General features: G+C 59.4%; 20 protein-coding genes. 13 read left to right on the forward strand and 7 right to left on the reverse strand.

Features of this window, described 5'->3' with window-relative positions:
- Nucleotides 1-493: 493 nt before the first annotated feature.
- From peaA to peaD, 4 genes are all read left to right on the forward strand, one after another.
- Nucleotides 494-2,074: a quinohemoprotein amine dehydrogenase subunit alpha gene (gene peaA, locus ACIPZE_RS27245; protein ID WP_400776483.1), complete on the forward strand. Its 1,581-nt coding sequence runs from the start codon at nt 494-496 to the stop codon at nt 2,072-2,074.
- An 82-nt stretch (nt 2,075-2,156) separates the two neighbouring features.
- Nucleotides 2,157-3,587, forward strand: a complete 1,431-nt coding sequence (peaB, locus tag ACIPZE_RS27250) for a quinohemoprotein amine dehydrogenase maturation protein (RefSeq protein WP_283435716.1) — start codon at nt 2,157-2,159, stop codon at nt 3,585-3,587.
- Between the two features lies 1 nt (nt 3,588).
- The gene (qhpC, locus tag ACIPZE_RS27255) at nt 3,589-3,912 is read left to right on the forward strand and encodes a quinohemoprotein amine dehydrogenase subunit gamma (protein ID WP_123409863.1); all 324 of its coding nucleotides are present in this window, start codon (nt 3,589-3,591) and stop codon (nt 3,910-3,912) included.
- A gap of 29 nt (nt 3,913-3,941) precedes the next feature.
- Nucleotides 3,942-5,060 (forward strand): quinohemoprotein amine dehydrogenase subunit beta, encoded by a 1,119-nt coding sequence (gene peaD, locus ACIPZE_RS27260; RefSeq protein ID WP_400776486.1) that lies wholly within the window; start codon nt 3,942-3,944, stop codon nt 5,058-5,060.
- Between the two features lie 138 nt (nt 5,061-5,198).
- Here peaD and ACIPZE_RS27265 read toward each other — a convergent pair whose 3' ends face one another.
- Nucleotides 5,199-5,603 (reverse strand): lysozyme inhibitor LprI family protein, encoded by a 405-nt coding sequence (locus tag ACIPZE_RS27265; RefSeq protein ID WP_400776489.1) that lies wholly within the window; start codon nt 5,601-5,603, stop codon nt 5,199-5,201.
- A gap of 52 nt (nt 5,604-5,655) precedes the next feature.
- Nucleotides 5,656-5,946: a hypothetical protein gene (locus ACIPZE_RS27270; RefSeq protein WP_129394811.1), complete on the reverse strand. Its 291-nt coding sequence runs from the start codon at nt 5,944-5,946 to the stop codon at nt 5,656-5,658.
- A 142-nt stretch (nt 5,947-6,088) separates the two neighbouring features.
- Between ACIPZE_RS27270 and ACIPZE_RS27275 the strand changes: the two genes are divergently transcribed.
- Both ACIPZE_RS27275 and ACIPZE_RS27280 read left to right on the forward strand, forming a co-directional pair.
- A complete protein-coding gene (locus ACIPZE_RS27275; RefSeq protein WP_129394810.1) occupies nt 6,089-6,577 on the forward strand; it encodes an SRPBCC family protein in 489 nt (162 codons plus the stop codon).
- Nucleotides 6,564-7,379: an aminoglycoside phosphotransferase family protein gene (locus ACIPZE_RS27280; protein WP_283435719.1), complete on the forward strand. Its 816-nt coding sequence runs from the start codon at nt 6,564-6,566 to the stop codon at nt 7,377-7,379. The genes ACIPZE_RS27275 and ACIPZE_RS27280 overlap by 14 nt, the downstream gene beginning before the upstream one ends.
- Before the next feature lie 347 nt (nt 7,380-7,726).
- On the opposite strand, the gene acnA is transcribed toward ACIPZE_RS27280, so the two are convergent.
- The gene (acnA, locus tag ACIPZE_RS27285) at nt 7,727-10,468 is read right to left on the reverse strand and encodes an aconitate hydratase AcnA (RefSeq protein ID WP_400776491.1); all 2,742 of its coding nucleotides are present in this window, start codon (nt 10,466-10,468) and stop codon (nt 7,727-7,729) included.
- 221 nt (nt 10,469-10,689) lie between these two features.
- On the opposite strand from acnA, the gene rlmM reads away from it, so the two are divergent.
- Both rlmM and tusA read left to right on the forward strand, forming a co-directional pair.
- Nucleotides 10,690-11,763 carry a 23S rRNA (cytidine(2498)-2'-O)-methyltransferase RlmM gene (gene rlmM / locus ACIPZE_RS27290; RefSeq protein ID WP_283435720.1) on the forward strand — a complete coding sequence of 358 codons (1,074 nt, stop codon included), beginning with the start codon at nt 10,690-10,692 and terminating at the stop codon, nt 11,761-11,763.
- Between the two features lie 93 nt (nt 11,764-11,856).
- Nucleotides 11,857-12,108, forward strand: coding sequence for a sulfurtransferase TusA (gene tusA / locus ACIPZE_RS27295; protein ID WP_122595413.1), 252 nt, complete (start codon nt 11,857-11,859; stop codon nt 12,106-12,108).
- A 135-nt stretch (nt 12,109-12,243) separates the two neighbouring features.
- Here tusA and ACIPZE_RS27300 read toward each other — a convergent pair whose 3' ends face one another.
- Nucleotides 12,244-13,653: an MATE family efflux transporter gene (locus tag ACIPZE_RS27300; protein WP_283435721.1), complete on the reverse strand. Its 1,410-nt coding sequence runs from the start codon at nt 13,651-13,653 to the stop codon at nt 12,244-12,246.
- 210 nt (nt 13,654-13,863) lie between these two features.
- On the opposite strand from ACIPZE_RS27300, the gene pdxB reads away from it, so the two are divergent.
- Nucleotides 13,864-15,009: a 4-phosphoerythronate dehydrogenase PdxB gene (gene pdxB, locus ACIPZE_RS27305; RefSeq protein WP_283435722.1), complete on the forward strand. Its 1,146-nt coding sequence runs from the start codon at nt 13,864-13,866 to the stop codon at nt 15,007-15,009.
- A gap of 169 nt (nt 15,010-15,178) precedes the next feature.
- Here pdxB and ACIPZE_RS27310 read toward each other — a convergent pair whose 3' ends face one another.
- Nucleotides 15,179-15,358 (reverse strand): PA1571 family protein, encoded by a 180-nt coding sequence (locus ACIPZE_RS27310; RefSeq protein ID WP_064117840.1) that lies wholly within the window; start codon nt 15,356-15,358, stop codon nt 15,179-15,181.
- A gap of 256 nt (nt 15,359-15,614) precedes the next feature.
- Here ACIPZE_RS27310 and ACIPZE_RS27315 point away from each other — a divergent pair, with 256 nt between their 5' ends.
- Nucleotides 15,615-17,399 carry an ABC transporter transmembrane domain-containing protein gene (locus ACIPZE_RS27315; protein ID WP_400776495.1) on the forward strand — a complete coding sequence of 595 codons (1,785 nt, stop codon included), beginning with the start codon at nt 15,615-15,617 and terminating at the stop codon, nt 17,397-17,399.
- 165 nt (nt 17,400-17,564) lie between these two features.
- Here the strand turns inward: ACIPZE_RS27315 and ACIPZE_RS27320 are convergent, their stop codons facing one another.
- Nucleotides 17,565-19,493, reverse strand: a complete 1,929-nt coding sequence (locus tag ACIPZE_RS27320; protein WP_400776497.1) for a transglycosylase SLT domain-containing protein — start codon at nt 19,491-19,493, stop codon at nt 17,565-17,567.
- 214 nt (nt 19,494-19,707) lie between these two features.
- On the opposite strand from ACIPZE_RS27320, the gene ACIPZE_RS27325 reads away from it, so the two are divergent.
- Nucleotides 19,708-21,630 (forward strand): ATP-binding cassette domain-containing protein, encoded by a 1,923-nt coding sequence (locus tag ACIPZE_RS27325; protein ID WP_283435725.1) that lies wholly within the window; start codon nt 19,708-19,710, stop codon nt 21,628-21,630.
- Between the two features lie 140 nt (nt 21,631-21,770).
- On the opposite strand, the gene ACIPZE_RS27330 is transcribed toward ACIPZE_RS27325, so the two are convergent.
- Entirely contained in the window at nt 21,771-22,208 is a 438-nt protein-coding gene (locus ACIPZE_RS27330; protein WP_093433662.1) for a universal stress protein, read from the reverse strand.
- Nucleotides 22,209-22,311: 103 nt separating this feature from the next.
- Between ACIPZE_RS27330 and ACIPZE_RS27335 the strand changes: the two genes are divergently transcribed.
- Nucleotides 22,312-22,749, forward strand: a complete 438-nt coding sequence (locus ACIPZE_RS27335) for a hypothetical protein (RefSeq protein WP_283435726.1) — start codon at nt 22,312-22,314, stop codon at nt 22,747-22,749.
- Nucleotides 22,750-23,274: 525 nt separating this feature from the next.
- The coding region (gene fadB / locus ACIPZE_RS27340; protein WP_400776500.1) for a fatty acid oxidation complex subunit alpha FadB at nt 23,275-24,876 on the forward strand (1,602 nt) is incomplete at its 3' end.

A 24,876-nucleotide genomic window follows, 5' to 3' on the forward strand; every position in this document is an offset into this window, starting at 1 on the left:
TTGTTCGAGGAGAAATCATGAGTTTTTATATCATCATGGGTCTATGGTCACTCAGCATGATTTTGCTGATAGCGTTTGCGTTTTGGTGGGGTAATCGGCTCGAAATTGCTTCGCGAAAATCCAAGGAGTTAGCGGCCAGAGATTACGCTCAACGTACGTGCCCAATGTGTTGCCAGTCTTGCGGGCGATACCCTATTCAGCCGGACAATTCCGTTCGCTGACCCATTCTCTTCATCCCGCGACAACTATGCTTGTCTCACACTGCAACAGTTGTCGCGAAATTGGACGCCAGTCGACCTCCCCGTCACTCCTGCAACGCAGTGATCTTCACGTAAATGCTTGATTGAAAAGCTTATCCGCAAGCTGGCACGCTCCGTGTATTGCTCATCACAGACGTTTCTCTTGCCTCCGTCGGCGTGACACCGCCGACGGCAGAAACCATAAAAACGATAAGCGACAACAATAAGAAAGCACCGTGCGAGGTTCGACGTTGATGAAGAGAAGACTCCGATCAGGCATGAGCGCCAGCCTGCTGGCCGTTGCCGCTTGCGTGGCGTTGCATTCGCCGCATAGCCTGGCTGCCCGCGATGCCCAGACCATCCTGAAAGAAACCTGTCAGGGCTGTCACACCCCCGAGGCTGATAATGCCTTGAGCCGCATCAGCCACCAGCGCAAGACCCCGGAAGGCTGGCTGATGAGCATCGCCCGCATGCAGACCATGCACGGTTTGCAGATCAGCGATGACGACCGTCGCACCCTGGTCAAATACCTGGCTGACACCCAAGGTCTGGCGCCGAGCGAAACCGATGGCGTGCGTTATGCGCTGGAACGCCGGTTGAACACGGTCGAGCAGTTCGATGAGAAAACCAGTCAGATGTGCGGCCGCTGCCACTCCGGCGCGCGGGTTGCGCTGCAACGGCGTCCGGCGCAGGAGTGGGAGCGTTTGGTCAACTTCCACCTCGGCCAATGGCCGTCGCTGGAGTATCAGGCGCTGGCGCGTGATCGCGACTGGTTCGATATCGCTCGTAAAGAGATGGTGCCGTTGTTGGCCAAGCGTTATCCGCTGGACAATCCGGCGTGGCAGCAATGGCTGAAAACTGCGCCGAAAGCCGCAGCGCTGGTTGGCGACTGGAGTTTCAGCGGCCACCTGCCGGGCAAAGGTGAACTGGCCGGCGTGATGAGCGTGACCGCCGATGGCAACGACACCTTCAAGGTCAGCGTCAAAGGTCAATACGCCGATGGCAGCGCCTTCAATGGCGACGGCAGCGCAATCCTCTACAGCGGCTACGAATGGCGCGGCAACGTCAGCGTCGATGGCGTGACCATGCGCCAGGTATTCGCCGCGCAGGGTAATGCCATGCAAGGGCGCATGTTCGACGCCGAGCATGATGAACGCGGTCTCGATTTCGTCGCCGCCAAACAAGGCTCGCAGCGTTTGCTCGCCGTGCAGCCCGGTTACGTGAAGTCCGGCAGCGAAACCGAAGTGACCCTGATTGGCACAGGTCTGAGCGGTAAACCGAACTTCGGCAAAGGCGTGGAAGTCGTCGAAGTGCTTGAGCAAAACGCCAAGCGGATCAAGGTCAAAGTCAAAGCCGCCGCCAATGCCCAGCCGGGTCTGCGCGCCGTCAGCGTCGGTGAGTTGAAAGGCCCGAGCCTGTCGGTTTACAACAGCATCGCCTCGGTCAAAGTCGTGCCGGAATTCTCCGTGGCGCGGATCGGCGAGGGCGGTGGTTCGACGCCGAAAGTCCAGGGCCGTTTCGACGCCGAAGCCTGGGGCAAGGGCGCCGATGGCAAGCCGTATCGCATTGGCGTGTTCCCGGCGCAGTGGAAGGTCGAAGCCTTCGACGATCGCGCCAAAGCGGACGAAGACGTCAAGTTCGCCGGCACCATGCAGGCCGACGCGGGTGTGTTCACCCCGGGCGATGCCGGGCCGAATCCGGCGCGCAAAATGTCCACCAACAATGCCGGCAATCTCAAGGTGATTGCCGCCGTCGACGATGCAGGGAAATCCCTCACCGGCGAAGGCCACCTGATCGTCACCGTGCAACGCTGGAACAATCCACCCATTCCTTGAGTTGCCTTGAACGGACACGCTTCAGACACTTTTCGGAATGACCGCAAGCCTCGCCAAGCGGGGCCTGCACAGGAGGTTTGCAATGGGCGCTATCTTGAATCTGGTCGAACGCAATCTGCACGAAGTGCACGTCGACGCCGACCGCATGCTGTTTCACATTCCCAGCAGTTCGCTGTTTGCCAGCGATGAGCTGACCGGCACCATCATCGACACCTTGCGCGGCCCCGGCTGCTCTTCGGAAGACTTGATTGAGCGCCTAGCCGCCCGCTTCAACGGCGAGGAAATCAACGAGACCCTGCGCGAGCTGATCTCGCTGGAACTGGTCAGCGACGGCTCGCCACTGACCCCCGACATCGCGGTCAAACGCGTCGAGCGCACGGCCATCAATACCGTGGTGCTCAACGTCAATACCGGCTGCAACCTGAGCTGTACCTATTGCTACAAGGAAGACCTCGACAAGCCATCGGCCGGGAAGAAGATGGACGTCGAAACCGCCATCGCTTCAGTGGAAATGCTTTTGCGTGAATCGCCGGATGAAGAGCGTTTCACCGTGGTGTTTTTCGGTGGCGAACCGCTGAGCAATCGCAAGCTGATCGAGTACATGGTCGACTACTGCGAGAAGCGTTTCAGCGAGGCTGGCAAGTTTGTCGAATTCGTCATGACCACCAACGCCACGCTGCTGACCGAAGACACCGTCGACTACCTCAACGCCCACCGCTTTGGTTTGTCAGTGAGTATCGACGGGCCAAAAACTGTGCACGACCGCAACCGCATTACCGTGGGCGGGCAGGGCACTTACGACGTGGTGCGGCGCAAGGCCGAAATGCTCCTGTCGCGCTACAACAGTCGTCCGGTCGGTGCGCGCGTGACGCTGACCACCGGCGTCACCGATGTCGAAACCATCTGGGATCACCTGTTCAATGAACTGGGTTTCGCCGAGGTCGGTTTCGCCCCGGTGACCTCGGGCGATATCAGCAGCTTCAACCTCAGCAGCGACGAACTGATCGAAGTGTTCGCCAGCATGAAACGCCTCGGTCGGCGTTATCTGCAAGCGGCGCTGGAGCACCGCAACATCGGTTTCTCCAATCTGCACCAACTGATCACTGACATCCACGAAGGCCACAAAAAGGCCCTGCCGTGCGGCGCCGGGCTGAAGATGCTGGCGGTCGATCACAAGGGCGAACTGAACCTGTGCCACCGCTTCACCGGTTCAACGCTGCCGACTTTCGGCAACGTGCACAGCGGCGTGAAGCAGGTCGAATTGAACGACTTTCTGTCGCAGCGTCTGGATCGCACCAACACCGGTTGTGAGGATTGCCAGATACGCAATCTGTGCTCCGGCGGCTGCTACCACGAGAGCTACGCGCGCTACGGCGACCCGACTCACCCGACCTATCACTACTGCGAACTGATGCGTGACTGGGTCGACTTCGGCATCGAGGTCTACACCCGGATCATGGCCAATAACCCTGCGTTTATCAGCAGCTACATCACTCCGCGCAAGGCTCACTGATATGAAACATCTCAAGGCAATCAATAACAAAGCGTTGAAGCTCGATCAGGCCGCGGCGGAAAACCGCATCGAAGAAGTGGTGGCGATGAGTTCGGTGGCGGGCTGTGCATCGACTACCGATCCGGGCTGGGAGATCGATGCGTTTGGCGGCGTGTCGTCGCTGTGCCAGCCGATGGAAGCTGACCTGTACGGCTGCTCCGACCCGTGCTGGTGGCCGGCGCAGGTGCCGGACATGATGAGCACCTATCCGGACTGGAACAAGGATGCCCAGGCGTCCAATGACAACTGGCGCAACCTCGGCACGGTCTTCCCGAAAGACAAGTGATCGCCCCGGACAAGAAGAAGGATTCCAGTATGCGTAGCATAAAAGCCTGCGGCCTGGCCGCGTTCGCCGCGCTGAGCGTCTGCTCGTTCAGTGTTCTGGCCGATGAAAACACCGTGCTGCAAGACGGTCACGAGTACATGGTGACCACCAATTATCCGAATAACCTGCACGTCCTCGATCTGGCCACTGACAGCCTGTACAAGACCTGCAAGATGCCTGATGCGTTTGGCCCCGGCACTGTGCAGCTGTCGCCGGATCGCAAAACCGCCTATGTGCTGAACAATCATTACGCCGATGTCTACGGTGTCGAACTCGACACCTGCAAACAGGTGTTCCACGCCAGCATCACCCAGCAACCGGGGGAGAAGGCGCGCTCGATGTTTGCGTTTACTGTCAGCCACGACGGCAAAGAGCTGTACACCATCGCCAACCCGACGCAGATGCTCAACGACCGTTATGAGGTGAAACAGCCGCGTCTGGATGTCTACGCGACGGATGCCGGGATGAACGCCAGGCCTGTGCGCAGTTTCCCCGCGCCACGGCAACTGACGATCATGCAAAGTGGCGATGACGGCACGCTCTATGTGGCGGGCGCCGATGTATACAAGGTCGATGTGCAGGGCGGCAAGTTCGACGTGCTGATCCCCAGCCGCCATTGGAAACGCGCGAACTACAGCGCGCCCGACGTTCTGTATGTGTGGAATCAGCAGACCTTCCGCCATGATTTTTCGCTGCTCTATACCACTGCGAAATTCAAGGACAAGAAGCAGGATCCAGCGACCGCCGAATATCTGTACGGGCTGTTCAGCATTGACCTGAAAACCGGCAAGACCGAAACCACCGACTTCGGCCCGTTGACCGAAATCTACTTCAGCGGCATGCGCTCACCGAAGGATCCGAACCTGATGTTTGGCGTGCTCAACCGGCTGGCCAAGTACGACATCAAGCAGAAAAAGCTTATTCAGGCGGCGACGCTGGAGCATTCCTACTACTGCATTTCGTTCAACAAGGAGGGCAGCAAGATCTATCTGGCCGGGACGTTTAATGACGTGGCGATTTTTGATGCCGAGACGATGAAGCAGATCGGGAGCATCAAGTTGCCTGGGGGAGATATGGCGATCACGACTGCGCAGATATTTGTCCGGTAATTTGTGGCGTCCGGACTGACGCCATCGCTGGCAAGCCAGCTCCCACAGGGTCTCGGGGGGTTCACACAATCGGTGAATCACTGAAATCCTGTGGGAGCTGGCTTGCCAGCGATGAGGCCCTTGAAATCACTAAAAGATTCAGGCCCCCGGCACCGGGCAACTCATGTCACCTTCCTCACACTTCAAATACTCCTTCAGCGCCTCAACCCGCACCTTTGTCACCCCGGTCAGGCAATTGCTGTAAATCAACGGATACACACTCCCGCCCGCGACCCCGGATGCCGAAAACTTGCACTCCGCATCACGAAACCCGACCCACGCCCGCTGCGCGCTGACCAAAAGCTTCTTCGCATCAGGGTTGTCCTTCAAGCGTCCGGTAATCTGCTGATACACCGCATTCAGTTCTTTATCCGCCGCTTTGAAATCCTGCCCGGCACACTGATTCATCGTCGCCTGATCGCTGGCGTTGGCGCAGTCGACGGCGGCGTGGGCGTGGGGAGTGAACAGAAAGGGGGTCAGGGCCAGGAGCAAACGTGGGGACATGGTCAGGTCTCGCAGTGAATGTCGGAAATAGCAGCCATTGTAGCGAGCAGGTTCAACTGCCGCTGTAGCCGCGCAGGCGCATGCAGTCATTGGTCAGGTCAATCTGTTTCTCGGCTACCACGATGCCATCCCCGACTCCGGCGCCGACGGCCGCTGACATGCTTTTGTCCGACGGCGTGCTGTTGTAGCTGGCGGTTGCCGACTTGGCCTGATACTGGCACTCGGCTTTGTCGTGATCGATCGTCGCCTGGCTCGCACCGGGCTTGTTCCAGTGATCGACGGAGGTGACGCAAGCGGACAGCGTCAGCAGTGCTGCCCACAGACCGAGGTTCGATAGCCGCATGTCTTTCTCCCACCGCCCATTGGATTGACCCTTGAGTCTAGACGTAACTTCTTCTGTTGCGGATGACCAAATAGCTCCTTGATACAACTTCACATTGGACATGTGGTCATACAGGCCTAGTGTTCAGAACAGGAGGTGACGTATGAAACCAGTACCCAATAGTTTCGAACGCAAAATCACGCTCAAGGCGCCGCGTTCTCATGTCTGGCGTGCATTGGTCGATGCCGAGGCGTTTGGCCAGTGGTTTGGTGTGGCGCTGGAGGGCAGGCGGTTCATTGCCGGTGAATGGACGCAAGGGCAGGTCACGTATCCGGGTTATGAACATGTGTTGTGGAATGTGCTGATCGAGCGGGTCGAGCCGCAGCAGTTGTTCTCGTTCCGTTGGCATCCTTATGCGGTCAATCCGAAGATCGACTATTCCCAGGAACCGACGACGCTGGTCAGGTTCGAGCTGCAGGATTACGAGGACGGTACGCTGCTCAAGGTTTCCGAGTCGGGTTTCGCGCATATCCCCGATGTGCGTCAGAAAGAGGCGTATTTCATGGACAGTCGCGGCTGGGAAGAACAGTTGAGCCGGCTCGAACAGTTTCTCGCCGAAAGCGCCAAGGCTCGCGAGCGTGACGGTGGCTGAGCGCTTTGAACCGTGGCTGAAACGCTGGTCATTGATAGCGGACGGCGCGCCGATCATCACCCCGGGCAGCCGTTTGCTGCCGGTGCGCATGGGTGACACCCCGGCCATGCTGAAGCTGGCGGAAGATGCCGAGGAAAAGTACGGCAACCTGCTGATGACGTGGTGGGACGGCGAGGGTGCTGCGCGGGTGTTGGCGCACCACGGCGATGGGCTCCTGATGGAGCGAGCCATGGGTCAACGTTCGCTGATGCACATGGCGCTCAATGGCGAAGATGATGAGGCCAGCCGCATTTTGTGCACGGCGCTGAAGCGGCTGCACACCCCGCGTGCAACGCCACCACCGCCATTGGTGGAATTGGCGCCATGGTTTGCCTCGCTACGAAGCGCTGCCGCCCAACATGCCGGACTCTATGCACTTTGCCTGCAAACCGCCGAAGCCTTGCTCGCTACCCCGCAGGACGTGGTGGTGCTGCACGGCGACATGCATCACGACAATGTTCTGGATTTCGGCGTGCGCGGCTGGCTGGCGATTGATCCCAAACGGGTGAGGGGAGAGCGTGGTTACGACTACGCCAATCTGATTTGTAACCCGGATTTGCCAACGGCGACGGATCCCAAGCGTTTGCGTCGCCAGCTTGAAGTGATCAGCGACGCTGCCGGCCTGGATCGTCAACGATTGCTGCAATGGGTGCTGGCGTTCGCCGGTTTGTCGGCTGCATGGTTTCTGGAGGATGACGCTCTGGAACAAGCCTCAGGGCAGCTGAAAGTCGCGCAGATCGCGGCTTCCATGCTTGATGGCTGAAACGTCTAAGGGTTTTCGGAAGGGCAGGTATAGCGAATGTCTTACACGCGTTGGTAGCTTTTACGACTTTTGTCGATTGGATCCACTGCGTAATCTACACCCATCAACTGAGACACAGGGAGTGTTTCAGGATCAAGGATGATCGACCATTTGCAAGGATCGCTGCCGACAGGGAGTCGATAATGGTCTTGGGAAAAACCCGCTTCGGCGGGTTTTTTTTCGCCCCCGGAAAAGCACAATGCCCCTGTAGGAGCTGCCGCAGGCTGCGATCTTTTGATCCAGATCCGGGTTTAAAAAAACAAGATCAAAAGATCGCAGCCTGCGGCAGCTCCTACAGGGGGCGTGCGTTACGAGGCGATCAGCTGGCGCAGGACGTAATGCAGGATCCCGCCCGACTTGAAGTACTCCACCTCGTTCAACGTATCGATCCGGCACAGCACCTCGATTTTCTCCTGGCGGCCATCCTCACGAGTGATCACCAGCGGCAAGTTCATCCGCGGCGTCAGTTCGACGCCGGTCAGACCCTGGATCTCAAAAGTCTCCTTGCCCGTCAGGTTGAGGCTCTTGCGGTTCTGATCGAGCTTGAACTGCAATGGCAGCACGCCCATGCCCACCAGGTTGGAACGGTGGATCCGCTCGAAGCTTTCCGCGATCACCGCTTTCACCCCCAGCAGGTTAGTGCCCTTGGCCGCCCAGTCGCGACTGGAGCCGGTTCCGTATTCTTGGCCGGCAATCACCACCAGCGGCGTATCCGAGGCCTGATATTTCATCGCCGCGTCGTAGATCGCCAGTTTTTCGCCGGTCGGAATATAGATCGTGTTGCCGCCTTCTTCGCCCCCGAGCATTTCATTGCGGATACGGATGTTGGCGAAGGTGCCGCGCATCATCACTTCGTGGTTGCCACGGCGAGAGCCGTAGGAGTTGAAGTCTCGCGGCTCAACACCTTTTTCACGCAGATAACGCCCGGCCGGGCTGTCGGCCTTGATGTTGCCGGCGGGGGAGATGTGGTCGGTGGTCACCGAATCGCCGAGCAAGGCCAGCACCCGCGCGCCTTTGACGTCTTTGATTTCCGGCAGCGGTCCGGAAATATCGTCGAAGAACGGCGGATGCTGGATGTAGGTCGAATCGTCCTGCCACACGTAAGTCGCCGCTTGCGGCACCTCGATGGCCTGCCATTGTTCATCACCGGCAAACACTTCGGCGTATTCCTTGTGGAACATCGCCGTGTTGACCTGACTCACCGCGTCGGCGATCTCTTTGCTCGAAGGCCAGATATCCCGTAAATACACCGGATTGCCTTGCTGATCCTCGCCCAGCGGTTCGCTGCTGATATCGCTGCGCACGCTGCCGGCCAGGGCATAGGCGACCACCAGCGGCGGCGAGGCCAGCCAATTGGTTTTCACCAGTGGATGCACGCGACCTTCAAAGTTGCGATTGCCGGACAGGACCGAAGCGACGGTGAGATCAGCTTTCTGAATGGCTTTCTCGATGGGCTCGGGCAACGGACCGGAGTTGCCGATGCAGGTGGTGCAGCCGTAACCGACCAGCGAAAACCCGAGCTGGTCGAGGTACTGCGTCAGCCCCGCAGCCTTGTAATAGTCTGTGACCACTTTCGAGCCCGGGGCCAGCGAGCTCTTCACCCACGGCTTGCGGGTCAGGCCTTTCTCAACGGCTTTTTTCGCCAGCAAGCCGGCCGCCATCATCACGCTCGGGTTGGAGGTGTTGGTGCAGGAAGTGATCGCAGCAATGACCACGGCGCCGTTTTTCAGGCGATAAGTGTGGCCTTCGTATTCGTAATCGGTTTCGCCGACCAGATCGGCATTGCCCACCGCGACGCCACCACCGCCCTCACTTTCCAGGCGTCCTTCTTCTTTGCTGGTGGGTTTGAATTGCAGATCGATGAAGTCGCTGAAGGCCTGCGGCACATTCGGCAGCGATACGCGATCCTGTGGGCGTTTTGGCCCGGCGAGGCTCGCTTCGACGCTGCCCATGTCCAGCGCCAGACTGTCGGTAAACACCGGCTCCTGACCGGGCAAGCGCCACAGGCCTTGCGCCTTGGTGTAGGCCTCGACCAGTTTCACCGTTTCCGGTGGACGACCGGACAGACGCAGGTATTCCAGCGTCACGTCATCGACCGGGAAGAAACCGCACGTCGCGCCGTATTCCGGAGCCATGTTGGCGATGGTCGCGCGGTCGGCCAGAGGCAGGTCGGCGAGACCGTCACCGTAGAATTCGACGAATTTGCCCACCACGCCTTTTTTGCGCAGCATCTGCGTGACCGTCAGCACCAGGTCGGTGGCGGTGATGCCCTCCTTGAGCTTGCCAGTGAGTTTAAAACCGATCACTTCTGGAATCAGCATCGACACCGGTTGCCCGAGCATCGCTGCTTCCGCCTCGATCCCGCCGACACCCCAGCCGAGTACGCCGAGGCCGTTGATCATGGTGGTGTGGGAGTCGGTGCCGACCAGAGTGTCAGGGAAGGCATAGATGCGGCCGTCTTCCTCTTTGGTCCACACGGTGCGGCCGAGGTATTCAAGGTTGACCTGGTGGCAGATGCCGGTGCCCGGCGGCACTACGCTGAAGTTGTCGAAGGCGCTTTGGCCCCAGCGTAAAAATGCATAACGCTCGCCGTTGCGCTGCATTTCGATGTCGACGTTCTGCTCGAACGCACTGGCGGTGGCGAACTTGTCGACCATTACCGAGTGGTCGATCACCAGATCCACCGGCGACAACGGATTGATTCGCTGCGGATCGCCGCCGGCCTTGGCCATTGCTGCGCGCATGGCAGCAAGGTCGACCACCGCGGGGACGCCGGTAAAGTCCTGCATCAGGACGCGCGCCGGGCGGTATTGGATTTCCCGGTCGGAGCGACGCTCCTTGAGCCAGGTGGCAAGCGCTTTGAGGTCGGCGCCGGTGACAGTTTTTTCATCTTCCCAGCGCAGCAGGTTTTCCAGCAGGACTTTCAGCGACATCGGCAGCTTGTCGAGGTCGCCCAGGCTTTTGGCGGCATCCGGCAGGCTGAAATAGTGGTAGGTCTTTTGGTCTATCTGCAGTGTTTTGAGGGTCTTCAGGCTATCGAGGGACGGCATTACGATCACTCCTTTGAATCCGCACGGCTACGGATCGGGGGACGAATAGAGCTTTAAACCTAGCCCTGTTTCAGGTAGCTGGCTAATAACTGGACTCTATGAGCGGAACCAAGGTTCCGACATCGGCTATCATGCGCCGGTTTTCGTGACAGGCTTTGCTGCAACCCAAAGTCTGGACATCGCGCAGGGGCCGAATGATCGCCCGCTGCCCAGGAGTAAGAATGAACACCCTATTCATGCATTGCCGGCCAGGTTTCGAAGGCGAAGTCTGTTCGGAAATTTCCGATCTCGCCGCCCAACTCAACGTGGCCGGCTACGCCAAGGCCAAAGCGGCCACCGCGTGCGCCGAGTTTGTCTGCACCGAAGAAGACGGCGCCGAGCGCCTGATGCGCGGCCAGCGTTTCGCCGAGCTGATCTTCCCGCGCCAATGGGCGCGTGGCGTCTTCATCGATCTGCCGGAAAACGATCGCATCAGCGTGATCCTCGCGCACATGGCGGATTTCCCGGTGTGCGGCAGCCTGTGGCTGGAAGTCGTCGACACCAATGACGGCAAGGAACTGTCGAATTTCTGCAAGAAGTTCGAAGGGCCGCTGCGCAAGGCGCTGACCGGCGCCGGCAAACTGGTGGAGGACGCCAGCAAGCCGCGTCTGCTGCTGACATTCAAAAGTGGTCGTGAAGTGTTTCTCGGTATGGCCGATGCCGGTAACTCGGCGATGTGGCCGATGGGCATTCCGCGCCTGAAGTTTCCGCGCGAGGCACCGAGCCGCTCGACCTTGAAGCTGGAAGAGGCGTGGCACCATTTCATCCCGCGTGATCAGTGGGATGATCGCCTGCACAGCGACATGACGGGCGTCGACCTTGGCGCCGCGCCGGGCGGCTGGACCTGGCAACTGGTCAACCGCGGCATGCTGGTGACCGCCATCGACAACGGCCCGATGGCCGAAAGCCTGATGGACACCGGGTTGGTGCAGCATTTGATGGCGGATGGTTTTACCTTCAAACCGCGTCAGCCGGTGGACTGGATGGTCTGCGACATCGTCGAGAAACCGGCGCGCAACGCCGCGATGCTCGAAGAGTGGATCGGCGAGGGGCATTGCCGCGAAGCGGTGGTCAACCTGAAGTTGCCGATGAAGCAGCGCTATGCCGAAGTGAAGCGCCTGCTCGAACGCATTGCCGATGGCTTCAAGGCACGCGGGATCAAGGTCGATATCGGCTGCAAGCAGCTCTATCACGATCGCGAGGAAGTGACCTGCCACCTGCGCCGTCACGATATCAAAAAAACAAAATCCCGCTAAAGCACCGCAATACCCTGTAGGAGCTGCCGCAGGGGAGTGTGGTGTAACGCCCCGGCAATGCGCGACAATGCCGGCCAGTTTCAGGAGTGAATCATGAGTGAAATGATCGATACCCCGGTCGACGGCACGCTCGATGCCACCGGCCTCAATTGCCCGGAACCGGTGATGATGCTGCACCAGCACATCCGTGACCTGGTGCCCGGTGGCCTGCTCAAGGTGATCGCCACCGACCCGTCGACCAAGCGCGATATCCCCAAATTCTGTGGGTTTCTCGACCACGAACTGGTGGGCCAGCACGAAGAGGCCGGTACATACCTGTACTGGATCCGCAAGAAACACGCGTAATCGCGGCTATACATAAAACAACTGTGGGAGCGAGCTTGCTCGCGAAAGCGGAATGTCAGTCACTGTAAATGTCGACTGAATCACCGCATTCGCGAGCAGGCTCGCTCCCACATTTTTTTGTCCTGTGTAAAACCTTCAGCCCGCCGAGCGACTCATCCGAATACGCTTGCGCGCACTGCGCGTCAAGCGGATCGACAACATGAACGCCGCGCAGCTCAAACCAACGATCAAGCCCTGCCACAGGCCGCTCGGGCCGCGTGGCGCGCCGAGCCAATCGGTCAGGCCGAGGGCGTAACCCACCGGCAGGCCGATGCCCCAATACGCGAACAGGGTCAGGATCATCGTCACCCGAGTGTCCTGATAACCACGCAGCGCACCCGCGGCGGTAACCTGAATCGCGTCAGAAAACTGGAACAGCGCCGAGTACACAATCAGCATCGCCGCAATGTGAATCACCGTCGGGTCAGCGGTATAGATCGCCGCAATCGGTTCACGCAGCAACAACATCATGCTTGCCGACAGGCAAGCGTAAGCCAGCGCAGTGCCCATGCCGACGCCGGCCGCAAAACGTGCCTCGCGCGGTTCTTCACGGCCCAGTGCCTGACCGACGCGCACGGTCACTGCCATGCCCAGCGAATACGGAATCATGAACACCAGCGAGCTGACGTTCAGTGCAATCTGGTGCCCGGCGACCACGGTGGCGCCGAGGCTGCCGATCAGCAGAGCGATCACCGCGAAAATGCTCGACTCGGCAAACACCGCGATGCCAATCGGCAGGCCGATCGCCAGCAGCCGCTTGATCACCGCCCATTGTGGCCAGTCGAAACGGCTGAAAATCTCGCTCGAACGATAGGCCGGGGCCCAGCGCTCATAACCGGCCAGGCCCAGCGCCATCACCCACATGACGATCGCCGTGGCCCAACCGCAACCGACGCCGCCCATGGCCGGCACGCCGAAGTGGCCATAAATGAAGATGTAGTTCAGCGGAATATTCAGCGCCAGACCGCACAGGCCCAGGACCATCGCCGGGCGGGTGCGGCCGATGCCGTCACTGGTGCAGCGCAGCACGTGATAGAACGCTACTGCCGGCAAGCCGCTGGCGATGCCGTGCAAGTACTGCATGCACGGGCCGATCAGTTCGGGATCGACCTTCATCAAGTGCAGCACCGGTTCGGCGGCGACCAGCATCGCGGTCGCAATCAGACCGACCACCAGCGCCAGCCACAATGCCTGACGCACGATCGGGCCGATTTCGCTGTGGGTGCCGGCGCCGAAACGCTGGGCGACTTTCGGTGTGGTTGCCAGCAACGTGCCGGTCATCAACAGAAACACCGGCACCCAGATCGAGTTGCCCAGTGCCACTGCCGCAAGATCTTTTGGCCCGACGCGCCCGGCCATCACCGCATCGACGAAGCCCATGGCCGTGGTCGCCAGCTGCGCGATGATGATCGGCAGCGCGAGGGCGAGCAGGTTCTTGAACTCCAGTCGAATCCGCGCAGGGCGGGTCAGGGAGACGGCGACAGGTTGGTCAGTTACGGAATTCACAGGCAAAGCGTCCACAGAGATTGATGCGCAGGGCGGCGCATTCTACGCCGCTGACGCCTTGGTCAGGAAAAATCCTCTGTTGCGGATTTGTAATCTGGAGCTGCCGCCGGCTGCGATCTTTTTGCTGGTGATTGTTAAAAACAAGATCAAAAGATCGCAGCCTGCGGCACCTCCTACAGTTAGACTGCCGATTCGCCAAAGGAGCCCCCTATGCTGATTGTTGCTGACGAAAATATCCCGCTGCTGGATGCTTTTTTTGCCGGTTTCGGCGAGATTCGCCGGGTGCCGGGCCGTTCCATCGACCGTGCGACGGTCGAGCAGGCCGACGTGTTGCTGGTGCGTTCGGTGACCAACGTCAACCGCGCATTGCTCGAAGGCAGCAAGGTGCGCTTTGTCGGGACCTGCACCATCGGTACTGATCATCTGGATCTCGACTATTTCAACGAGGCGGGTATCACCTGGTCCAGCGCCCCCGGCTGCAACGCCCGAGGCGTGGTCGATTATGTGCTGGGCAGCCTGATGACCCTCGCTGAAATCGAGGGTGTCGATCTGCCCCAGCGTACTTTCGGCGTTGTCGGCGCCGGCGAAGTGGGCGGTCGACTGATCAAGGTTTTGAAGGGCCTGGGCTGGAACGTGAAAGTCTGCGATCCGCCGCGTCAGGCTGCCGAGGGCGGCGATTACGTCAGCCTCGAACAGATCATCGAGCAGTGTGATGTGATCAGTCTGCACACGCCGTTGACTCGCCACGGCGATGGCGCGACCTGGCATCTGTTCGATCAGCAGCGCTTGCAGCAACTCAAGCCCGGCGCGTGGCTGATCAACGCGGCGCGTGGTCCGGTAGTGGATAACGCCGCGCTGCGCAATGTGCTGCTGGAGCGTGAAGACCTGCAAGCAGTGCTCGATGTCTGGGAAGCCGAGCCGGAAGTCGATGTCGCACTGGCTGAACTCTGTGTGTTGGCGACCCCGCACATTGCCGGTTACAGCCTCGACGGCAAACAGCGCGGGACGGCGCAGATCTATCAGGCGTACTGCGAATTCATCGGGCAACCCGCGAGTATCCAGCTCAGTGACTTGCTGCCGGCGCCGTGGTTGTCGGCAGTTTCCCTGCATGCCGACAGCGATCCAGCCTGGGCGCTGGCGATGTTGTGCCGAGGCGTGTACGACCCGCGCCGCGACGATGCGGATTTTCGTCGCAGTCTTGTAGGCAATGTCGGCGAGCAGCGTGCGGCGTTCGATGTGTTGCGCAAGCAGTATCCGGTGCGTCGTGAGATTGAAGGACTGAAGGTGCGGATTGAAGTGGAGTCGCCGGCGTTGCAGCAGATTGTGGCGGCGCTGGGTGCAATCGCAATCCCGTAACCACACAACCCCGTGTAGGAGCTGCCGAAGGCTGCGGTCTTTTGATGTTGTTTTTTACAAGCAAGATCAAAAGATCGCAGCCTTCGGCAGCTCCTACACGGTTACTCGGCGAATTACGGACAGAAAAAACCCGGCCAAAAAGAGCCGGGTCAGGAAGACGGTGGCTATATCACTCTTGTTCGGCAGGCTTGACCAATCGCTTTTCCAGTTCGCGGCAAGCGTCCTGGATCATGTCTTCAGTGATCGGTACTTCGCGCCCATCCTTATCGATAATCGAGCAACCCAGAGTCTGGCCGGGCTTGGTGCGGATCACTTCAATCTTGTCATCGCTGCTGTGTTGCAAGGACATGGCCTGTCTCCTCATCAGGTTGTACGCCTACGTTAAAACCGCCACGTGACCGGGCTGTGACAACTCCCTGCGGTCTGTCGATGGTGGCAACTCCACTCAACCAGAAATGACCGCTCGTCTCAACCCGGACATTAGACCAATAGCAACTATGGCCTAGTCTTTGGGGGCATATTTAACCTGACTCATTGTGATTTACAGAGTTCCACCCCATAGAAGGTTTACGCTAACCCTTTCATCAACACGGATGTGTACCTGAATGACCCCGAAGCTTTCCTCAAGGCACCGTCGCGCCTTGCGTCTGACCAGTCGATTTCTGGCCCCTTACCGCTGGCAAGTCATCGGTGCGCTGCTGGCGTTGATCGTCACCGCTGCCGTCACTTTGTCGATGGGGCAGGGGATCAAGCTGCTGGTCGACCGCGGATTCATGACCCAGTCGCCGCACCAGCTCAACCAGAGCATCGGCATCTTCATGTTGATGGTGTTGGGCCTGGCGGTGGGCACGTTCGCGCGATTTTACTGGGTATCGTGGATTGGCGAGCGCTGCGTCGCGGATATTCGCCGCGAGGTGTTCAACCATCTGGTGTATCTGCACCCCGGCTTCTACGAGAACAACCGCAGTTCGGAGATTCAGTCGCGGCTGACGGCCGATACCACCTTGCTGCAATCGGTGATCGGCTCGTCGCTGTCGATGTTCCTGCGCAATCTGTTGATGGTCATCGGCGGCGTCATTCTGCTGTTCGTCACCAATGCCAAACTCACCAGCATCGTGGTGATTGCCTTGCCGTTCGTGGTCGCCCCGATCCTGATTTTCGGCCGGCGGGTGCGCAATCTTTCGCGGTTGAGCCAGGATCGGGTCGCCGATATCGGCAGCTATGTCTCCGAAACCCTTGGCCAGATCAAAACCGTGCAGGCCTACAACCATCAGGTGCAGGATGAGCGACGTTTTGCGGCAACGGTCGAGGAGGCTTTCGACACCGCGCGCAAACGCATCTTCCAGCGCTCGTGGATGATCACCATGGTGATTGTGCTGGTACTGGGCGCCGTGGCGGTGATGTTGTGGGTCGGCGGCATGGACGTGATCGCCGGGCGCATCACCGGGGGTGAACTGGCTGCGTTTGTCTTTTACAGCCTCATCGTCGGCAGCGCCATTGGCACCTTGAGCGAGGTCATCGGCGAATTGCAGCGTGCTGCAGGCGCGGCGGAGCGAATTGCGGAGCTGCTTGGTTCGCAAAATATCATCCAGCCGCCAAGCACGGGGCTGATGACCCTGCCGGAGCGCGTCAGAGGCGAACTGCAATTGCAGGATGTGCGCTTCTCCTATCCCTCGCGCCCGGAAAGCTATGCGGTAAACGGCCTGAATCTGACCATCAGGCCCGGTGAAACACTGGCATTGGTGGGGCCGTCCGGCGCTGGCAAGTCCACAGTCTATGATCTGTTGCTGCGTTTTTACGACCCGCAGGAAGGGCAGATTCTCATTGATGGAGTGCCGCTGACCTGCCTCGATCCGCTGGATCTGCGCCGCCACTTTGCGTTGGTATCACAATCGCCGGCGCTGTTTTTCGGCAGCGTTGAAGAGAATATTCGCTACGGCAATCCAGAGGCGACGCTGGCGCAAGTCATGGACGCCGCGAAAATTGCGCATGCCCACGACTTCATCGAAAAAATGCCCAATGGCTACCAGACTCATCTGGGCGACGGCGGTCTGGGACTATCGGGCGGCCAGCGCCAACGCCTGGCGATTGCCCGCGCGTTGCTGGTTGATGCACCGATCCTGCTACTCGACGAAGCCACCAGCGCCCTCGATGCTCAGAGCGAACACCTGATTCAGGAAGCCCTGCCGAGCCTGATGCAGAACCGCACCACGCTGGTGATTGCACATCGTCTGGCCACGGTGAAAAACGCCGACCGCATCGCGGTGATGGATCAGGGCCAGCTCGTCGCGATTGGCACCCATCAGGAGCTGATTGCGAGCAATCCGCTGTATGCGCGGCTGGCGGCGTTGCAGTTCAATGATGGCAAAGTCACGGCTGATCAACACTGATGGGCAGTGCTCGCATCGGGCATGAGTCGCTAGCGGTCGCTCAGCTATAGGCACCTGTAGGAGCTGCCGAAGGCTGCGATCTTTTGATCTAAAAATGCCCGCATGAAAATGCGGGCATTTTATTTGGAGCAAGATCAAAAGATCGCAGCCGGCGGCAGCTCCAGGTCATTGGTCGTCGAAGTAGCGCTCATGCCAATCCACCAGCGGTTGCGGCGAGTTGAGTTTCTGGCCGTAGATCACCGAATACGACAGCACGTTCTGCACGTACTGACGGGTTTCGTCGAACGGGATGCTTTCTACCCACACGTCGAAGCTCAGGTGATCGGCGCCACGTAGCCATTGGCGCACGCGACCGGGGCCAGCGTTGTAGGCGGCGGAGGCGAGGACGCGGTTGCCGTTGAACTGGCTGTGCACCTGGCTCAGGTAAGCGGCGCCGAGCTGGATGTTCTTGTCCGGATCGAGCACTTGTTGTGGCGAGGCCAGTGGAATGCTGAACTTGCGTGCGGTTTCCTTGGCGGTGCCGGGCATCAGTTGCATCAGGCCGCTGGCGCCGACGCCGGAGCGGGCATCGTCCATGAAGGCGCTTTCCTGACGGGTGATGGCAAACACCCAGCTCGAGTGCAGGCCGCGAACCTTGGCTTCACGCACGAGGGTGTCGCGGTGGGCCATCGGGAAACGAATATCCAGGTCGTCCCAATACTGCGCCTGGCTAATGGTGCGGATCGCCGGGAAGTACCATTTCAGGTCGTAGGCCAGTTTGGCTTGGGCGACCATTTCGTCGCGGTTGAAATGCCGGCTGACGTGATACCACTCGCGGCGACCGTCGACGATCTGCCCGCGCGCATGGAATTCCAGCGCACGACGTACGCCCGGTGTGTTACGCACTTTGTTGATAGTTGCCTGGCTGAGTACCAGCGGTCTGTTCACCAGCGAGTAAGGCGACTGGGAACGGTCGGCAGCGAGAAAGCCGTAGAAATCACGTTCGCGCGCAAGGCTCTTGTACAGCGTCTGCGCTTCCGGGTTCTGCGGTTGTGCCAGTTCGAGGCTGCGCGCCTGCCAGTAGCGCCAACGGTTGGTGGTGGCGAGGTCTTGCGGCAGACGTTTGGTCAGTTGATAAGCGTCGTCCCAACGGGCCAGACGCAACAACAGGCGCAGGCGCCATTCGGAAACCGTGTTATCACGCAGCTCCGGGTCGTATTTGGTCATCACGTCCAGCGCGCGGCTGTCGAAACGCCGAGCCAGAGTCAGGCCGATTTCCCGGGCGATCGCGACTTTCTCATCGCGGGAGAAATGCATGCTGCTGGCGTAACCGTCGAGCAGGGCCATGGCCTTGTCCGGATCCTGACGGGCGAGGCGGCGCAGGCCGAGGCTGACCACGTCGGACATCGGCTCATCCGCCGGAGTGAAGCGCGACGGTTGGTTGAGCAGTTCAGGTTTCTGTGCGACATCGACCAGCAACCGACCGCGCGGGGCGAGGGTGGTCAGGCCGTTGACCAGGCTGTTGGCCAGCGGATAGTTGCGCGCCTGAGCGGCGAGTTTGGTGCGCTCCCAGCGTTTCTGTTCGGTGAGCTGGCCATCAGCGGCCCAAATGCCGAACAGCGCGTCACACGCGGCGGGCTGCGATTTACCGGTCAGCCAGAGCTTTTCGGTGTTGGCGTAACCCTCGGCTTTCTTGTCGTGGGTGATCTGGTATTGCGCATTCAGGCAGTCCAGTTCGGTGAAGTTGAGTTTCGGGTCGTAATACTTGACGAAAGTTGCCCAGTCGCCACGGTCGGCTAGCCAGCGCAACCAGCGCAGCTTCATCCAGTTGGCTTGGGGCAGGTCACCGTGTTCGGCGAGAAATTTCTCGATTTCCGGGTTGCTCGCGGACTTCAGGCGCGCGGTCAGCTCGTCGTAAGCCAGGTACGGCTCCAGCGGATAATCGGCCAAGGCCTGGCTGTAACGGAAATACGGGCTGGTATCGCCTTTGGCCAGCGCGCGCTTGGCCTCATCGTAATACTGGCGTTGGGTGGACAGGTCCACCGCCTGGGCGGATTGAACGGCAGCGGCGGTAAGTAGCAAACAGGACAAAACACTGAAAAGGCGACTGCGCATGAGACATCCGGGCAGAGAAATCATGACAAGTACCGACCTCGGTCAGCACTGAATTGTCTGTAGCTTAGCCTTTTGCCAGCAAGGGGCGAAAGCTTTGCCGGCCTTGCAGCACAAGTTCGCAACAAATGTTGTGCAGAGTGCTTCGACAGACAAATTGCCGGCCTGCTCAAGCCCTAACTCAGGTAGAATGCGCGCCCGGTTTTTGGAGAAGCTCATGACCCTGCTCAAATTCAGCGATGTGTCCCTTGCGTTCGGCGCTATGCCGTTGTTGGACAAGGTGTCCTGGCAGATCGCCCGTGGTGAGCGGGTGTGCATCATCGGCCGCAACGGCACTGGCAAGTCCAGCATGATGAAACTGGTCAAGGGCGACCAGAAGCCCGATGACGGCTCGGTGTGGCGTGCCCCCGGTCTGAAAATCGGCGAGCTGCCGCAGGAATTGCCAGTGGCCGACGATCGGACGGTGTTCGACGTGGTCGCTGAAGGCCTTGATGGTGTAGGCGCGTTGCTCGCCGAGTACCATCACCTGGCGCAGAACTGCGTCACTGAAGAAGACCTGAACAAGCTGATGCACGTTCAGCAAGACCTCGAAGCCCGTGACGGCTGGCGCTTGCAGACTCTGGTCGACAGCACCCTGAGCCGCCTGCAACTGCCGGCCGACAAGACCCTCGCCCAGTTGTCTGGCGGCTGGCGTCGTCGCGTGCTGCTGGCGCAGGCGCTGGTGTCCGAGCCGGATCTGCTGCTGCTCGACGAACCAACCAACCACCTGGACATCGGTGCGATTGCCTGGCTCGAAGAAGCGCTGAAAGATTTCCAGGGCGCTGTGCTGTTCATCACGCACGACCGTTCCTTCCTGCAAAACCTTGCCACGCGCATCCTCGAACTGGACCGCGGCGGCCTGATCGACTGGAACGGCGACTACGCCAGTTTCCTCGTGCACAAAGAAGCTGCGCTGGCCGCTGAAGAAACCGCCAACGCGCTGTTCGACAAGAAACTGGCCCAGGAAGAAGTCTGGATTCGCCAGGGCATCAAGGCGCGCCGCACCCGTAACGAAGGCCGCGTCCGTGCGCTGAAAGCCCTGCGCGTTGAGCGTAGCGAGCGTCGCGAGCGTACCGGCAAAGCCAACATTCAGCTGGACACAGCCGACAAGTCCGGCAAGCAGGTGATGGTGCTCGAGAACGTGAGTTTCGCTCACCCGGGCGGCCCGTTCCTGATCAAGGATTTCTCGATGGTGCTGACGCGCGGTGACCGTATTGGTCTGCTCGGCGCTAACGGTACCGGCAAGACCACTCTGCTGAAACTGATGCTCAGCGGTCTGCAACCGACCAGCGGCAAAGTGGAAGAGGGCACGCGCATCGACGTGGCCTACTTCGACCAGTTACGTCATCAGCTCGATCTGGAAAAAACCGTGATCGATAACGTCGCCGAAGGTCGCGACTTCATCGATATCGACGGCCAGAGCCGCCACGTCCTCAGCTACCTCGGCGACTTCCTGTTCAGCCCGCAGCGTGCCCGCACGCCGGTCAAGGCGCTGTCGGGTGGTGAGCGTGCGCGTCTGTTGCTGGCCAAGTTGTTCAGCAAGCCAGCAAACCTGCTGGTCCTCGACGAACCGACCAACGACCTCGACGTGGAAACGCTGGAGTTGCTTGAAGAAGTGCTGCTGACTTTCAACGGCACTGTGCTGATGGTCAGTCACGACCGGGCATTCCTCGACAACGTGGTGACCAGCACGCTGGTCTTCGAAGGCGAAGGCAAGGTCCGTGAGTACGTCGGCGGCTATCAGGACTGGATCCGCCAGGGCGGTTCGCCGCGCCTGCTGGGCGTGACTGAAAGCAAATCCGGTAAAGCAGACCTGAATTCGGCTGTAGTGACCGCTGAGCCGGCTGTGGTGGCTGAACCTGCCGTTGCCGCCCCGGCGGCCAAAAAGAAGCTGAGCTACAAGCTGCAGCGCGAGCTGGAAGCGTTGCCGGGTGACATCGATGCCAAGGAACAGCAGATCGCTGCCGTGGAAGCCGAAATGGCTGACGCCGGCTTCTATCAGCGTCCAGCGGCTGAGACTGCCAAAGTGATTGCATCGCTTGAGCAGTTGCAGGCTGAACTGGATGTTTTGATGGAGCGTTGGGCTGAGCTGGATGCCTGATTGATCCGGCAATAAAAAAGCCCGGCCTCATTTGCGTGAGGCCGGGCTTTTTGTAGGAGCTGCCGAAGGCTGCGATATTTTGACTTTGTTTTAAAAGAACAAGATCAAAAGATCGCAGCCTTCGGCAGCTCCTACGCGGGTTAGCGTTTGACCAGGTGGACAGCGAGCACATCGCACGGCGCGCCGTGCAGTACGTCATTGGCAGTCGAGCCGAGCAACAGCGCCAGACCATGACGACCATGGCTGCCAACCACAATCAGATCGCATTGCTGTTCTTTGGCGAAGTGATGGATTTCCTGACGTGGCTGGCCGTAGGTCAGGTGGCAGTTGGCGCCTTCGAGCTCGGAGTACTTGAGCTTCAGACGCTCCAGGCGTTCCTTGGCCTGATCGAACTGCTGTTGTTGCAGTTGTGACAGATCCATCGGCACGTCGCCGCCGAACGCCATGGCCATCGGCTCGACGATATGCACCAGCGACAGCTTGGCGCCGTTGCTCACCGACAGCTCTCGGGCGCGGTGTATGACAGGGTCGCACTCTTCGGTCAGATCTACAGCGACCAGGATGTGGTGGTAGGGCATGAGGTGCTCCTCGTGACGGTTCAATATTGGTAAGTATGGCTGGTTTCAAGCGCATTGGTTCCAAAGTGACACAATGCGCTCATCAAAAAACGGGAGTACTGATATGACGGTCTGGTTGGTGGTGTCAATCCTGCTGGTGGTTTTGAGTCCGCTGGCATGGTTGCGTCCATCGCGTGCGCAAAGTGGCCGAATCGCCCTGCGCATGGAGGCGCGGCGCATTGGCCTGGCCATGCAGCTGGCGCCTCAGGAGTGGCCGCACTGGCTGGCGCAAGAGCCGCCGAGTCCGTGCGCGCAGTACCATCGACCGCGCCGCAGCAGTAAACCGCTGTGCTGGACCTACTGGCAGAAATCACCGGGCGTGTGGGTCAATCAGTGGCAGGAAGTCTGTGAGGATCGGGCGCTGCTCAATCATTTCGAGAGGTTGCCGGACAACGTCTTCAAGATTGAGGCCGACAAGCAGATGATCGCCTTGTATTGGGGCGAGAAAGGCGAAGCGACAGTGCTGTTGGATATCGACGCGACACTGAAAGCTCTGGCATGACGCGCGGATTTTTCCCACTGCAACGGTGGGGGACGTCCGGCAGACGCGCAATAAAAAGCCCGACATGATTCATCGGGCTGGGTTGGCCAGGCAGGCCGGTAAACTTTTCCACTGATCAGGCTTCGAATGGTCGGTGCCTTTCCCTGTAGTCCAGCCAGCGTAGCCCGTTAAACAAGGCTCGACGCGAATTAGGGCGAATTTTCTAACTATTGATTCTATGAATGGCTTTGCATGCAGGCGCGTGTTGCAGGTCTGCGTGTTACGGAAATGACCGCAAAGTCGTATTTCAACCCGTATTTTGGGCGATTGACAATTGTCGGAAATTCCGTGAAGGTGACGTACCCAAATCAAACGGGCGTATGAATTGAGCGTTTGTCTTACTGACCGCTCCTACAGAATCCCGACTATCGCGTTGGCGGGTGTGCCGGGTGGATTGGCGTTAGCATCGACGAAAAAGCGTCCTGCCGAGCCATTCGCCTGCGTCCGACGTGTACTGTTCAGCTTCCATATCGTGGAGATCAGTTGATGATTTACGAAGGTAAAGCCATCACGGTTAAAGCTCTTGAAAGTGGCATCGTCGAATTGAAATTCGACCTCAAGGGTGAGTCCGTCAACAAGTTCAACCGTCTAACCCTGAACGAACTGCGTCAGGCCGTAGACACCATCAAGGCAGATGCTTCGATCAAGGGCGTGATCGTCAGCAGTGGCAAGGACGTCTTCATCGTCGGCGCCGACATCACCGAATTTGTCGAGAACTTCAAGCTGCCGGATGCCGAGCTGGTTGCTGGCAATCTCGAAGCCAACAAGATCTTCAGCGATTTCGAAGACCTCAACGTTCCGACCGTAGCGGCCATCAACGGCATCGCCCTGGGCGGCGGTCTGGAAATGTGCCTCGCAGCTGACTATCGCGTCATGTCCACCAAGGCCAAGATCGGTCTGCCGGAAGTCAAACTGGGCATCTACCCAGGCTTCGGCGGCACCGTGCGTCTGCCGCGCCTGATCGGTGTCGACAACGCTATCGAGTGGATTGCCTCCGGCAAGGAAAACCGCCCTGAAGACGCGCTGAAAGTAAGCGCCGTCGACGCTGTGGTCGCTCCAGAGAAGCTCCAGGAAGCTGCCCTTGAACTGATCAAACGCGCCATCTCCGGCGAGTTCGATTACAAGGCCAAGCGTCAGCCGAAACTTGAAAAAATCAAGTTGAACGCCATTGAACAAATGATGGCTTTCGAAACCGCCAAAGGTTTCGTTGCAGGGCAAGCTGGCCCGAACTACCCGGCGCCGGTTGAAGCGATCAAGACCATCCAGAAAGCCGCGAACTTCGGTCGTGACAAGGCGCTGGAAGTGGAAGCCGCCGGTTTCGTCAAACTGGCCAAGACCTCTGCCGCGCAGAGCTTGATCGGTCTGTTCCTGAACGATCAGGAACTGAAGAAAAAGGCCAAGGCCTACGACGAAATCGCCAAAGACGTGAAGCAGGCTGCCGTACTCGGCGCCGGCATCATGGGTGGCGGTATCGCTTATCAGTCGGCTTCCAAAGGCACGCCGATCCTGATGAAGGACATCAACGAGCACGGTATCGAGCAGGGTCTGGCCGAAGCCGCCAAACTGCTGGTTGGCCGCGTTGATAAAGGTCGCATGACCGCCGCGAAAATGGCTGAAGTGCTCAACGCCATTCGTCCAACCCTGTCGTACGGCGACTTCGGTCACGTTGATCTGGTGGTCGAAGCTGTCGTCGAGAACCCGAAGGTCAAGCAAGCCGTATTGGCGGAAGTTGAAGGCCAGGTCAAAGAGGACACCATCCTCGCGTCCAACACTTCGACCATTTCCATCAGCCTGCTGGCGAAAGCCCTCAAGCGTCCGGAAAACTTCGTCGGCATGCACTTCTTCAACCCGGTGCACATGATGCCGCTGGTGGAAGTGATCCGTGGCGAGAAGTCGAGTGAGCTGGCGGTTGCCACCACCGTTGCCTACGCCAAGAAAATGGGCAAGAACCCGATCGTCGTCAACGACTGCCCGGGCTTCCTGGTCAACCGCGTACTGTTCCCGTACTTCGGCGGTTTCGCCAAGCTGGTCAGCGCCGGTGTGGGCTTCGTCCGTAGCTCCCCGGGCAGGGCCGCTGTCGGCTCGGCG

It is taken from the genome of Pseudomonas sp. NPDC089741 (assembly GCF_044748825.1).
Lineage (GTDB): Bacteria > Pseudomonadota > Gammaproteobacteria > Pseudomonadales > Pseudomonadaceae > Aquipseudomonas > Aquipseudomonas helmanticensis.

Coding starts and splice junctions, on each gene's coding strand:
- peaA (WP_400776483.1), top strand. CDS start 494: ATGAAGAGAAGACTCCGATCAGGCATGAGCGCCAGCCTGCTGGCCGTT.
- peaB (WP_283435716.1), top strand. CDS start 2,157: ATGGGCGCTATCTTGAATCTGGTCGAACGCAATCTGCACGAAGTGCAC.
- qhpC (WP_123409863.1), top strand. CDS start 3,589: ATGAAACATCTCAAGGCAATCAATAACAAAGCGTTGAAGCTCGATCAG.
- peaD (WP_400776486.1), top strand. CDS start 3,942: ATGCGTAGCATAAAAGCCTGCGGCCTGGCCGCGTTCGCCGCGCTGAGC.
- ACIPZE_RS27265 (WP_400776489.1), bottom strand. CDS start 5,603: ATGTCCCCACGTTTGCTCCTGGCCCTGACCCCCTTTCTGTTCACTCCC.
- ACIPZE_RS27270 (WP_129394811.1), bottom strand. CDS start 5,946: ATGCGGCTATCGAACCTCGGTCTGTGGGCAGCACTGCTGACGCTGTCC.
- ACIPZE_RS27275 (WP_129394810.1), top strand. CDS start 6,089: ATGAAACCAGTACCCAATAGTTTCGAACGCAAAATCACGCTCAAGGCG.
- acnA (WP_400776491.1), bottom strand. CDS start 10,468: ATGCCGTCCCTCGATAGCCTGAAGACCCTCAAAACACTGCAGATAGAC.
- rlmM (WP_283435720.1), top strand. CDS start 10,690: ATGAACACCCTATTCATGCATTGCCGGCCAGGTTTCGAAGGCGAAGTC.
- tusA (WP_122595413.1), top strand. CDS start 11,857: ATGAGTGAAATGATCGATACCCCGGTCGACGGCACGCTCGATGCCACC.
- pdxB (WP_283435722.1), top strand. CDS start 13,864: ATGCTGATTGTTGCTGACGAAAATATCCCGCTGCTGGATGCTTTTTTT.
- ACIPZE_RS27310 (WP_064117840.1), bottom strand. CDS start 15,358: ATGTCCTTGCAACACAGCAGCGATGACAAGATTGAAGTGATCCGCACC.
- ACIPZE_RS27315 (WP_400776495.1), top strand. CDS start 15,615: ATGACCCCGAAGCTTTCCTCAAGGCACCGTCGCGCCTTGCGTCTGACC.
- ACIPZE_RS27320 (WP_400776497.1), bottom strand. CDS start 19,493: ATGCGCAGTCGCCTTTTCAGTGTTTTGTCCTGTTTGCTACTTACCGCC.
- ACIPZE_RS27325 (WP_283435725.1), top strand. CDS start 19,708: ATGACCCTGCTCAAATTCAGCGATGTGTCCCTTGCGTTCGGCGCTATG.
- ACIPZE_RS27330 (WP_093433662.1), bottom strand. CDS start 22,208: ATGCCCTACCACCACATCCTGGTCGCTGTAGATCTGACCGAAGAGTGC.
- ACIPZE_RS27335 (WP_283435726.1), top strand. CDS start 22,312: ATGACGGTCTGGTTGGTGGTGTCAATCCTGCTGGTGGTTTTGAGTCCG.